This window comes from Acinetobacter sp. YH12241 (assembly GCF_013417535.1).
GTDB lineage: Bacteria > Pseudomonadota > Gammaproteobacteria > Pseudomonadales > Moraxellaceae > Acinetobacter.
Map to the genome: position 1 here is coordinate 21,132 of NZ_VPDQ01000002.1, position 12,004 is coordinate 33,135.

The following is a 12,004-nucleotide window of genomic DNA, read 5'->3' on the forward strand; positions in this document are numbered from 1 at the left end:
ATAACTTTTCCACTGTTTTGAAGGAGGGAGATAAATCAAAGTTAACACTTTTTTAATTATAACGAAACTCGGGTGAAATAGGGCGAAAAGGATTATTCATTTAAAAAATGTTCTTATCACACAATATATGTAAGTTAAATACACCAAATTGGCAGCAATTACGTCATAATATAGCGTAGATTAAAGCAAAATTTTTTAATTTTAAGGAGCGTTGAATGCCACGTAAAAAAGAGGTCGTTAGTGGGACTTTCGTTAAGTACGATGCGGTAGTTCTAGGTTCAGGCCCTGCGGGCGAAGGCGCGGCAATGAAACTTGCCAAATCTGGTAAGCGTGTTGCAATTGTGGATATGCGTGAACAGCTGGGTGGTAACTGTACTCACGTAGGTACGATTCCAAGTAAGGCATTGCGTCAAACGGTATCCAGCATTATCCGTTATCAACGTGATCCAATGTTTCAAAAAGTAGGTGAATGGAAACAATTCACCATGAAACAGGTACTGCGCAATGCACATAAAGTGATTCAGCAGCAGGTGGATACTCACTCACGTTTTTATGACCGTAACAAGATTGATATCTATCATGGTCGTGCTTACATTCAAGACGCAAATACGATCTTTGTATTTACACCAGATGGCATAAAAGAAACTATTATGTTCCAGCAACTGGTGATTGCGACTGGTTCACGTCCATACCGTCCAGAGATTCTTGATTTCAATCATCCACGTGTATTTGATTCAGACAAAATTCTGGATCTGGATTTCTCAATCCAAAAAATCATTATTTATGGCGCAGGTGTGATTGGCTGTGAATATGCATCGATCTTTATTGGTCTGGGACATAAAGTTGACCTGATCAATACTCAACCAAAACTGCTCAGCTATCTGGATGACGAAATTTCCGATGCACTGTCTTATCACTTACGTGAACAGGGTGTATTGATCCGTCATAATGAACAGATCGACTTCCTTGAAACTTCTGATGATTATGTGGTTCTACATACACAAAGCGGTAAGAAAATTAAGGCAGATGCGATTCTGTGGTGTAACGGCCGTTCAGGGAATACTGACGGTTTAGGCCTTGAAAATATTGGCCTGAAACCAAACAGTCGCGGTCAATTAACCGTGAATGAGCAGTATCAGACTGAAGTCGAAAATATCTATGCTGCAGGTGACGTGATTGGCTGGCCATCACTGGCTTCTGCTGCCTATGACCAAGGTCGTTGCGCAGGTGCTAACATGAGCGGTGAGCAAGATGTTGCACCCGTGACTGATATTCCGACTGGTATTTATACCATTCCGGAAATCTCTTCAATCGGTAAAACTGAGCAGCAGTTGACTGAAGAAAAAATTCCGTATGAAGTGGGGCAGGCATCTTTCCGTCATCTGGCACGTGCACAGATTACCGGTGATACGGTTGGTGAATTAAAAATCCTGTTCCATCGCGATACGCTGGAAGTTCTGGGTGTGCATTGCTTTGGTAATAATGCATCAGAGATTATCCATATTGGTCAGGCAGTCATGAACAGCCCGAACAATACGATCAAGTATTTTGTGGAAACTACATTCAACTATCCAACGATGGCAGAAGCTTACCGTGTGGCAACCTTGAATGGTATGAACCGTTTATTCTAATTTGATTTATTCAGGTTAGATCAAAAACCCGCAGGTTTAGCTTGCGGGTTTTTTATTTTCCAGATTGAAAAAATTCAATCTTGTCAGTAATGCTGGAAATTAGGCTGCCATTTTGCGGCATTCTTCAGCACAGCGACGGCAAGCTTCGGCACATTGCTGGCAATGATCATCCTCATGATGGCCACATTCTTCTACACAATAATCGCAAGCTTTAGCACATAGCTCGCAAATCTCTTTGATAAATGGAGATTGCTTTTGTTGCATGCGGGCGCAGAGCTGACACAGATCAGCACAGTCCAGACAGCGCTGAATACATTCCCGCATCATTTCTAAATGTTCTTCTTTCAGGCAGGCACTGGCACAGTTGGTACAGGCCAGCGAGCAGGTCATACATGCGCGGACACAATCTGAAAATTGAATCTCGTTCATTTTCTTCTCCTTTTTGCAGCTTATAGCAATGGCTTGATTTTTAATACACTAAGCAGAAAAGGAAAAATACACTAGGCAGTTTGAGTGAGAAAAAGTAATCCAATCACCGATTTTGTTAAAAGCTGTATTTCTAAAAAATTTAATTCAAAGCATCTATCCTGATTTTCCCAAAATAGGATGATTAAAGATTTAAAAATAAAACCATTGAGGCGGTCATTCCTCAATGGCGGAAAATCTACATGATGAGTCGTTATTGTCGAAGGCTTAAATGACCTTTCTCTTTATTATATTTTTATGGAGATTAAAATGGACGACTACCTGCCAGGCTGATCCGTTTTAATAAACGGCGTTGATCAGCGGGGAACGGACGGCGTGAATGTAAAGTAACTTGATTGTCCCAGAATACGATATCGCCTGCTTCCCAATTGTGCTCATAAGCGAATTCAGGTTTTAAGACATGCTCACGTAATTTTGCAATCAGTTCATTGCCTGCCTGATCATCATAATTTACCAACTCAACTTCGGTATGAGTATTTAACCAAAGTGCTTTACGGCCAGATTGAGGATGGGTACGTACCAGTGGGTGCGGGTAGGCATGACCTAAAATTGGCTGATCTTTAAAGCGATATTTTGGCATATTACCCGCATAAGCGTTACTACCTTTATTGCTCTGGAAGCGTACAAATGGATTATAGGTAATGAGCTGTAATTGATTGATTTGTGCTTTGGTTTCTTCATCTAATGCTTCATAAGCCTTGATGGTATTGATCCAGGACGTCTGGCCACCGTCTTTTGGCAGTTCAATGGCATAGAGTAAAGAGCCAAAAGAAGGTAACGGTGTCCACTGGTGATCGGCATGCGGTGCAAGTTCACCATGACCGGTGTAATCCCCTTGACCGACTGCATTGGAAACTGGTACGACATCAGGTGGAGTGCCCGTATCTGTTTTAGAAGCCAGCACTGGCGTGTCGGCATCTGGACGGAAAATCGAACCGAAATAGGTGGCAAATGCCAGATACTGTAGATCATCCAGACTTTGATTCTTAAAGATCAAGATCAAATGTTCAGCCAGAGCCTGCTTCAGACGCAGGATAGTTTCGCCAGATTGGGCTTTACGGGCATCGAGGCCATAAACCACTGCGCCTAGGGCTTGATCTGCCTGCGGGACAATTTTGATTTCATCAGTATTCTGGAACTGATCTTGCTGATGCCAGCGTGGTGCATCGTGAATGGCTTGTGAAAGTTGGGTCAAGCTTGTCATTGGAAAGTCTCTGAATTTTCTTGTTGCAGAAAATCTAAAAAAAACCAGAGCAAAAATAAAATCACAAGAATTGCTAAACTTATGAAAAACCGAATAAAAATATCTAAATGATTGATTTGAAATCTTTTAATTAATATGGCAAAACAAAGTCCTAAAGCTGCTGAAAAATGTCAAATATTTGACAATCAGTGTGCACAAAACGCCTGATTAAAGTACTCAAACAGCTCCGGAGTCTGGCTCCAGAGCAATAGAGAAATAGCGAGGAGAAGTACCATCGCTACCGCAATGGAAAGCTTGAGCAGAAAGGTCGAATCAGTCATGTACGATTTGCTCCTCATTCACCCATACGTGCACCAGTACGCCAAAAATACTTAAGGCAATCGACAGCATCCATACCGCATTATAGTTGCCACTCATGTCATGGTTTACACCACCAAGCCAGCCGCCAAAGAATGAACCGACCTGATGGGTAAAGAATACAATCCCGCTGAGCATAGTTAGATATTTCACGCCAAACATATTGGCAACAATACCGTTGGTCAGTGGTACGGTGGAAAGCCATAATAATCCCATGATGACACCAAACGCATAGACCGTCCAGGTGCTTAAAGGCAGCATCAAAAAGGCGATAATCGCAATCCCGCGCAGACCGTATAAGCCCATTAGCAGACGTGGTTTGGAATACTTTCCACCGAGCCAGCCAGCCGTATAGGTACCGACAACATTAAACAGGCCCACCAGCGCCAGGAAAATGGTGCCAGTTGTAGCATTGAATCCATGATCAATCAGATAACCCGGCAGGTGAATCCCGATAAAGACCACCTGAAAGCCACAAACAAAAAAGCCCATCGCCAGAAACCAGAATGGCTTATGGTTTTTGACTACCACTAAAATCTGTTTAAAGCTGAGTGATACCTTATTCGGTGTAGATACGGCATTTGGATCGACATACATCGGGGCTTTTAGCATCCAGGCCAAAGGTACAATCAAAGCGATTAAAATTGCGCTGACGACAAGTGCTGCTGACCAGCCGACATTCTGTAAAAGTAACAGCGTTGAGGGCAGCATAATAAACTGGCCGAAGGAGCCTGCTGCACTGGCGATCCCCATTGCCAGACTGCGTTTTTCAGGTGGTGCAGCTCGTCCAACCGCAGACAATAAAACTGGGAAAGAAGTGGCAGACAAAGCTAAACCTAAAATCAGTCCGACGCTGAGATTCAATAATAATCCAGTCGAACTGACAGCCATCAATAACAGGCCAAGCGCATATAAGGCACCGCCAATGGCAACGACAATCTTGCTGCCATATTTGTCAGCGAAGGCACCAGTAATAGGCTGAACAGCACCCCAGATCAGGTTCTGCATGGCAATGGCCAAACTAAAGACATTATGACCCCAACCAAATTCTTCACTCATTGGCACTAGATATAGGCCAAATGCATGACGAATCCCCAAAGATAAAGCCAGAATAATGGCAGCGCCAATCAGCATTAAAATCAGGGTCCTGGAAAATTGACTGTCAGCCATAAGTCATTCAAGCATATAAAGTTGATAGGTATAGTATTCGATTCAACCTAGAGAGGCGATAAAATAAAAATTAATCAAACGATAAATTTTTTTTATAGTTATATAAAATGCCTAAACGCAGAACAACGGCCGTAGCCATTGTTCTGAAGCATTCAGTTTTTTAATGAAAGAATTAATTGATTAAAAGCGCATCCCGAATCCGGCATAGGCCAGAATTGGATTGACTTCAATATCGGCCTTAGAGGTAATTAATTCCCCCAAACTATCATCAGAAACAGTAATAGTAGTTTCATTTTTAAGGTGGGCATAAGACACTGAACCCACTGCAAACCAGCGTTCATTAAAATCATAGGTGAAACCGACGGTGGCTATCGGAGCGAATGCATCGGTTGCTTCAAGATCTACTGTAGGATTGGCATTGCTCGGTTTACCTTCCAGTGAAGCTCCGGCATTGCCTTCTTTGATATTGGCAATCATATGACCGGCTGCAATCAAATCCTGTTCAGTACGCGGGTTAATCTCCAATTCATTAAAGTAAGCGTACATTACCCCTAAGCCGACATAAGGGCGAAACTTATTAACTCCGGTTTTTCCAAAATGATATTGTAATTCAAAGGCAGGCGTCCAAGCACGTGCTGACGCTGCAGGACCATGAGCTTCTAAATCAGTAATAAAAATATCATTTTGCAGATCGATATTCAGGAATTCTAAAGGCAAACTACCGATTTGAGGTGTAGCGATCGCAGCGAAAGGAGCATAAATTTTTCCTTTGCCCTGTAAGTCCACTTTGGGTGGAATGCCGGCTTTCATTTCAAGTGATACGTGATCGGTAAAAAAGTAATTACTTAAAATCCCAAGGGTAGTGACATCATCTGCTTCCAGACCTGTGCCTGGATTATTCCACTCCTCCAACCCTTGAATTCGTGAACTACCGCTGAGTCCACTACCTAATTCACCACCGGTAAAAAAACCCAGAAATTCTAATGCTGCTGCAAGACCCTCTTGGTCAACATTAGAATTCAAGTTATTCAATACGGTATCGACTTGAATAGCACCATTTCTGGCAACTTCACCATTTTTTACAGCAGTATTAACTTGAAAGGGCTGAGCTTTTCCTTGTGGCATGACATGCAGTGCACCGACTGAAACGGAAAATCGTTTAAAGCCATCGCCATCCTGTAGGCTGAAATATGGGGATTCTGCATGTGCAAGCAGGGGTAATGTGGCTAGACCTGCCATGCATACCATGATTGTCTTCATTGTTCAGAGGACTCCTTGTCCGTGCTAGTTATTTGTTTTTCTATTGAACAATTTAGTTAAATCTTACCAATTTACACAGTTACAGAACGAGTAGTGAAAAGTTAACAGAAAGTAAAAAATGCCAAAGTTTGTATAAATTGTATTAATAAAATATATATTTATGTAAAAATTATTATGAATAGTGAAGATAAATAGGATATTAATTTTTATAAAATTTTCAGTTTTATCGAAGTAATAGAATAATAAGTGGGTAACATTTTTCTCATTAATCTAAGTTTTAAATAATGATTTAAGCTTTCTATCCTGGACGTGATTTGTACAAGAAATCAGGAAATTTTCTGCTTTAAACTCACTAGAAAAAGCTTGAATAAATTTAGCTAACCGATGGTACACAGCAGATAGAGTTTTTTTGTACAATAGCCGCATAAATTATTGAGTATTGCGCATGAGCTCCCAAAATTCTCCCAAGAAAAAGCCACTGGTTAATTTACCGTTTCCATTAAAACAGGCAGAACAATCTGCTTCAGATGAAGTTCTGGAAGATCTGCGACCTAAACCGCAGCGTTATGCCGATCGTACTTGGATGCCACCTCGTGGTACACGCCGTTCAATGGGCAAACGTTAATAAATAAAAAAGCCATGAAGTTCATGGCTTTTTTATGAGTAAAATTTGAGATTTTCTTAGCGAACTGTTTTACGCGCCTTATTTTCAGGTTTTGGCGGGGCAATCTCACGATCGCCTTTCCAGACATCAATAAAGTCTTTTTCATTGATATTATAAAGTTCCAGAAGTGCCAAAATCACAGCACCAAACAGCATGGAACCTTCAGAATTATTCTGGAAATCAAAAATCTTGCCATTCAGGTTATGCAGAATATCTTCAATCTCGAATACACGATCACGACCATTGCTGTCGACCGGATAAATCTGAGTGTTAAGCAGAATCTTGGCCAGACTCTTTTCATTGTCGGTCAGTGCCAGAACATCAATCAGCTCATCTGTTGCCGGAGTAAAAATCACCGAATCCCGAAAGATGGTATGCAGGAATTGCGACGTAATTTTCGGAAGCGCTTTTTCTACAAAAGGCCGGAAAGATTGCGGAAAAATGACATTGTGAGAAATGCCTTTGAACATAGGAGCGATCTCTTCGACTTTATAACCAGCAATGCCACAACCGACCGAAGTAATAAAATATTTAATTTTAGGATGGTTCTTGGTGTAAATCTTGAAGTCATCAATATAGTGCTGGATTTGTGAGAGAGGCATCTGTTGCAAATGCTCATTCATAGTCGGAATGGCATAACTTTGACCTGCCCAGCCACGACCAACCCCCATGACCGCCCCAAAATGCTCATAAGCTGTTCTGGCTGCTCCTCCGGCATGTTGTCCAGCCAAGTTGCTTCCGAAAACAAATACCGTATTTTCTGGCAGAGATTTAACAATACTTTCATCGTGATAATGGTAAGTCATGGCTTTTTTATTCGATGTCCTGATTAGCTTCATGTTGCCTTTGAACGCTATAAGGGTCAAGGTGAAATTAATCTTTATTACATCATCAGATAAGGCAGAACTTTGTCCAGAAATTTTAGCTGAATAGCGAATAAGCTAGAATGAAGTAATGATCCGGCTCGAAATTTATGCTGATTCAATTTTGATAGAAAAGTTTAGATCTAAAACGACTTTAAGCTACGAAAGCATAATATTTCACTCGATTTATTTTACTAAACAGAAACCTGGATAGGGATTGAGTAATTCAGTTTTACCCCCATAATAAATTGAGTCGATATCCGCAGTGAAATGATTAAAGCTATGAGTGATAAACAACCCTTTGAACTGGTGACCAATTATCAACCTGCTGGCGATCAGCCACAGGCCATTGAAAAGCTGGTCAAGGGTATAGAAAAAGGCTATCACGATCAGCTTTTGCTGGGGGTTACCGGTTCAGGTAAAACCTATACTATGGCCAATGTCATTGCCCGTACCCAGCGTCCGACTATTGTCATGGCCCATAACAAAACGCTGGCTGCACAGCTCTATGGCGAATTTAAAGCATTTTTCCCGAATAATGCGGTTGAATATTTTGTCAGTTATTATGACTACTATCAGCCAGAAGCCTATGTACCATCTTCAGATACCTTTATCGAGAAAGATGCGGCAATTAATGACCACATTGACCAGATGCGTCTTTCGGCCACCCGTGCACTTTTAGAACGTCGCGACGCAATTATTGTCGCTTCAGTGTCTGCGATTTACGGTCTGGGTGATCCGAATGCCTATATGAGCATGTTGCTGCATGTGGTCGAAGGCGACCGTATTGGACGTGATGATATTATTCGCCGTCTGGTTGAAATGCAGTATTCGCGTAATGAACTGGAATTCCTGCGCGGTACTTATCGTATTCGTGGTGAGATCATTGATATTTTCCCAGCCGAATCGGATCAGGATGCCATCCGGATCGAACTGTTTGATGATGAAGTCGACTCCATTCGCTGGTTTGATCCTTTAACCGGGAAAATGATCCGTAAAGTGCCGCGTGTCACGATCTATCCTAAAAGTCACTATGTAACACCGAAAGATAATCTGGCTCGCGCGATTGAAACCATTCGAGATGAATTAAAAGAACGTCTGGTCTTTTTCCGTGAAAATGACAAGTTGCTGGAAGCTCAGCGGATCGAGCAGCGTACCCGTTATGATCTGGAAATGATGCAGCAGCTCGGTTATACCAACGGTATCGAAAACTATTCACGTCATTTATCGGGTCGTCCGGCAGGCGAAGCACCGCCGACGCTTTTTGATTATGTACCCGATGATGCCTTGCTGATTATCGATGAATCGCACGTGACTGTTCCACAAATTGGAGCCATGTACAAAGGTGACCGTTCCCGTAAAGAAAATCTGGTGAATTACGGTTTCCGCTTGCCAAGTGCGCTGGATAACCGTCCAATGAAATTTGAGGAATGGGAACGTATTGTACCGACGACCGTGTACGTCAGTGCCACACCTGCACGATATGAACTGGAAAAATCTGAACAGGTGGTCGAGCAGGTGGTTCGTCCAACCGGTCTGATTGATCCGGAAATTGAAATCCGTCCAGTCTTGACGCAGGTCGATGATGTATTGTCTGAAATCAATATTCGTAAGGAAATGAATGAGCGTGTGCTGGTGACGACCTTGACCAAGCGTATGGCAGAAGACCTGACATCCTATTTAAAAGAATATGGAATCAAGGTTGCCTATTTACACTCCGATATTGATACCGTAGAGCGTGTGAAAATTATTCATGAGCTGCGTACCGGTGTGCATGATGTGCTGGTCGGCATTAACCTGCTGCGTGAAGGTCTGGATATGCCAGAAGTTTCACTGGTTGCTATTCTGGATGCGGATAAAGAAGGTTTCCTGCGTTCAGAACGTTCATTGATCCAGACTATTGGTCGTGCTGCGCGTAACTTGAAAGGTAAAGCGATTTTGTATGCGGATCGCATTACCGATTCTATGCAAAAAGCGATTGATGAGACTGAACGACGTCGTGCCAAACAGATCCAGTTTAATGAAGAGCATGGTATTACACCACGTAGTGCAGTGCGTCAGGTGATTAAGGAAATTGATACAGGCGAAGTGCTGGATGATGAAACTATTGAGCTGAAAGCTTCCGATCAGGCCCGTGCAATTAGTGCAGATGAACGCCATATCATGGCCGATCCAAAGATGTTCGCGAAGCATATCAATAAACTGGAGAAAGAAATGCTCAAGGCTTCAAAGGAGCTACAGTTTGAGCAGGCCGCACGTATACGGGATGAAATTTTACGTTTAAAAGCGCAGATGTTAAGTTAGGTCTGTGTATAAATTACAGATTTAAATTACGTAAAATCAATCACAAAACTAACATAATGCTACAAAATATGTCTGCGGATGCCGCTATTGTAAGTACGAAATATTCATGTTGAAAATTTTGTCCTGATCAAATAGGTATCGTATGACAACTAAAAATAATCTCCCTCATGCGGGATTGAAACTTGCAAAAATTGCAGTGGGTGGTGCAGTTCTACTTGGACTCGGGGCTGCAACCATGGCTTATGCCAAGAACGATTCTTTACCCACTGTAGAGAAAGTTGAACTGGACCGTTATTTGGGCACCTGGTATGAAGTGGCTCGTAAGCCACTTACATTCCAGAACAAGTGTGATCGTGACGTTACGGCGACGTATACATTAAATGAAAATGGTAACGTTAATGTAGATAACCGCTGTATCCAGAAAAATGGTCAGGTGACTCAATCCGTAGGTGAGGCATACATTCAGAATGCACCTTATAACACCAAGCTTAAGGTAAGTTTCTTACCAGAGTTTATTCGCTGGTTACCAGTGGGCCGTGGCGATTATTGGGTATTGAAGCTGGACGATAATTATCAAACCGTACTGGTCGGTGAGCCTAAACGTAAATATATGTGGGTATTGTCACGTGATCCTCAACTGGATCAGAATGTGGTGAATGAATACCTGCAATATGCGCAATCTGTGGGTTATGATTTGAGTGATGTAATTCATACTAAACAGACCCAACAGGCAAGAAAATAAAAGGCCACTCGGGTTATTTATAAAAACCATGCTTCGGCATGGTTTTTTTAATCCTTCTCTTTTTTAAATTATGTATTTTGCCTTGTAATTACCTTTGGCCTTTGGGCAGATGAATCTTCAAGCTTTATTTTAGACTAATCGTTATAATGCGCTGGAATGATCTTGGGTTTGAAGCATGTATAAAGGCATTGCATTATCGGTATTGGCATCAGTAGTATTTGGTGTTCTTTATATATTCACGCCATTTTTGCAGCCTTTAGACAGTGAACAGACCTTTGCCTGGCGGATGTTGGCGACCATTCCATTTTTGACTGCGTTCATGTGGTGGTCAGGTGACCTCAGCCATATCATTCAAATTTTAAAACGCATTCTCAAACAACCTGCTTTTCTGATCTGGTTGATCATCAGTTCCCTGTTATGTACGACACAGTTGTGGCTCTTTTTATGGGGACCAATTAATGGCCGCGGTTTACAGGTATCCCTGGGATATTTCCTGTTGCCCTTAGTCATGGTGCTGGTCGGATGTGTGCTTTATAAGGAAAAACTATCGCGCTGGCAGATGGCAGCAGTCGCACTGGCCATATTAGGTGTGGGACATGAAATCTGGCGAATCGGTTCGATCGCCTGGGAAACGGTCTATGTGGCTTTGGCTTATCCACTGTATTTCTTCCTGCGCCGTCGCTTTGGTACGGATCACTTGGGTGGATTCTGGTGGGACTTGTGTCTGATTCTGCCAGTGGCTTTCTATCTGGGCTTTGTACATAGCGATTCTCTCAAGCTTATGGTCAGTTTCCCTCATCTCATCTTGGCAGTGTTGGGTTTGGGCTTCTTAAGTGCTTTAGGCTTAGGTAGTTATATTCTGGCAAGCCGTTATCTGCCTTTCGTAATTTTTGGTCTGCTGAGCTATCTGGAGCCAGTACTTTTGGCTTTTGCGTCTATGGCATTAGGGGAGCGGGTTGAAGCCGGCGAATGGCTGACCTATCTTCCGATCTGGCTGGCCGTCGTATTGTTGGTAATTGAAGGTATACTACACATTATTGAACAACGAAAAAGACGCCTGACACTAGCACAAAATTTAGAGCGTTATCAGAAACGTTTAGATTCTTGAATGATAAATTTGGCTGAATAAACAACATTTAACAAAAATCTGGTTTTTACAGGGAATAGATGATTTTTCAAATTTTAAATGCAAAATCATCTGACTAATTACAATTATTTTCAAAATTTATAGTGAATATATCGGATTTTCGGCCAGAGTTAATCAGCTTTTGATTCAAACTTGCGGCCAATTCCATTACAATTATCGGGTTTTGAAATTTATGC

11 protein-coding genes are annotated in these 12,004 nt (G+C 42.0%); 5 read left to right on the top strand and 6 right to left on the bottom strand.

Annotated elements, in window-relative coordinates; all coding sequences use genetic code 11:
- Positions 1–215 precede the first annotated feature (215 nt).
- Positions 216–1,631 (top strand): Si-specific NAD(P)(+) transhydrogenase, encoded by a 1,416-nt coding sequence (gene sthA / locus FTV18_RS01615; protein WP_004782740.1) that lies wholly within the window; start codon positions 216–218, stop codon positions 1,629–1,631.
- A 99-nt stretch (positions 1,632–1,730) separates the two neighbouring features.
- Here sthA and FTV18_RS01620 read toward each other — a convergent pair whose 3' ends face one another.
- The 5 genes from FTV18_RS01620 to FTV18_RS01635 all read right to left on the bottom strand — a co-directional run bounded on the left by FTV18_RS01620 (position 1,731) and on the right by FTV18_RS01635 (position 6,108).
- Positions 1,731–2,060, bottom strand: a complete 330-nt coding sequence (locus FTV18_RS01620) for a four-helix bundle copper-binding protein (RefSeq protein WP_004782738.1) — start codon at positions 2,058–2,060, stop codon at positions 1,731–1,733.
- A 301-nt stretch (positions 2,061–2,361) separates the two neighbouring features.
- The gene (locus FTV18_RS01625; RefSeq protein WP_180016748.1) at positions 2,362–3,321 is read right to left on the bottom strand and encodes a TauD/TfdA family dioxygenase; all 960 of its coding nucleotides are present in this window, start codon (positions 3,319–3,321) and stop codon (positions 2,362–2,364) included.
- Between the two features lie 185 nt (positions 3,322–3,506).
- A complete protein-coding gene (locus FTV18_RS15655) occupies positions 3,507–3,641 on the bottom strand; it encodes a hypothetical protein (RefSeq protein ID WP_034170050.1) in 135 nt (44 codons plus the stop codon).
- Entirely contained in the window at positions 3,634–4,848 is a 1,215-nt protein-coding gene (locus FTV18_RS01630) for an MFS transporter (RefSeq protein WP_180016746.1), read from the bottom strand. Before FTV18_RS01630 ends, FTV18_RS15655 begins: the two co-directional genes overlap by 8 nt.
- Positions 4,849–5,028: 180 nt before the next feature.
- Positions 5,029–6,108 (bottom strand): OmpW family protein, encoded by a 1,080-nt coding sequence (locus tag FTV18_RS01635; protein WP_180016744.1) that lies wholly within the window; start codon positions 6,106–6,108, stop codon positions 5,029–5,031.
- A 445-nt stretch (positions 6,109–6,553) separates the two neighbouring features.
- On the opposite strand from FTV18_RS01635, the gene FTV18_RS01640 reads away from it, so the two are divergent.
- Positions 6,554–6,733, top strand: a complete 180-nt coding sequence (locus tag FTV18_RS01640) for a hypothetical protein (protein WP_004782731.1) — start codon at positions 6,554–6,556, stop codon at positions 6,731–6,733.
- Between the two features lie 56 nt (positions 6,734–6,789).
- Here FTV18_RS01640 and FTV18_RS01645 read toward each other — a convergent pair whose 3' ends face one another.
- Positions 6,790–7,578 carry a hypothetical protein gene (locus FTV18_RS01645; protein ID WP_034580895.1) on the bottom strand — a complete coding sequence of 263 codons (789 nt, stop codon included), beginning with the start codon at positions 7,576–7,578 and terminating at the stop codon, positions 6,790–6,792.
- Positions 7,579–7,917: 339 nt separating this feature from the next.
- Here FTV18_RS01645 and uvrB point away from each other — a divergent pair, with 339 nt between their 5' ends.
- The 3 genes from uvrB to rarD all read left to right on the top strand — a co-directional run bounded on the left by uvrB (position 7,918) and on the right by rarD (position 11,789).
- Positions 7,918–9,939: an excinuclease ABC subunit UvrB gene (gene uvrB / locus FTV18_RS01650; RefSeq protein ID WP_034170047.1), complete on the top strand. Its 2,022-nt coding sequence runs from the start codon at positions 7,918–7,920 to the stop codon at positions 9,937–9,939.
- 142 nt (positions 9,940–10,081) lie between these two features.
- The gene (locus FTV18_RS01655; protein WP_004782725.1) at positions 10,082–10,681 is read left to right on the top strand and encodes a lipocalin family protein; all 600 of its coding nucleotides are present in this window, start codon (positions 10,082–10,084) and stop codon (positions 10,679–10,681) included.
- Positions 10,682–10,856: 175 nt separating this feature from the next.
- On the top strand, positions 10,857–11,789 hold the full coding sequence (rarD, locus tag FTV18_RS01660) for an EamA family transporter RarD (protein WP_180016741.1): 933 nt from the start codon (positions 10,857–10,859) through the stop codon (positions 11,787–11,789).
- The last annotated feature ends 215 nt before the right edge of the window (positions 11,790–12,004 follow it).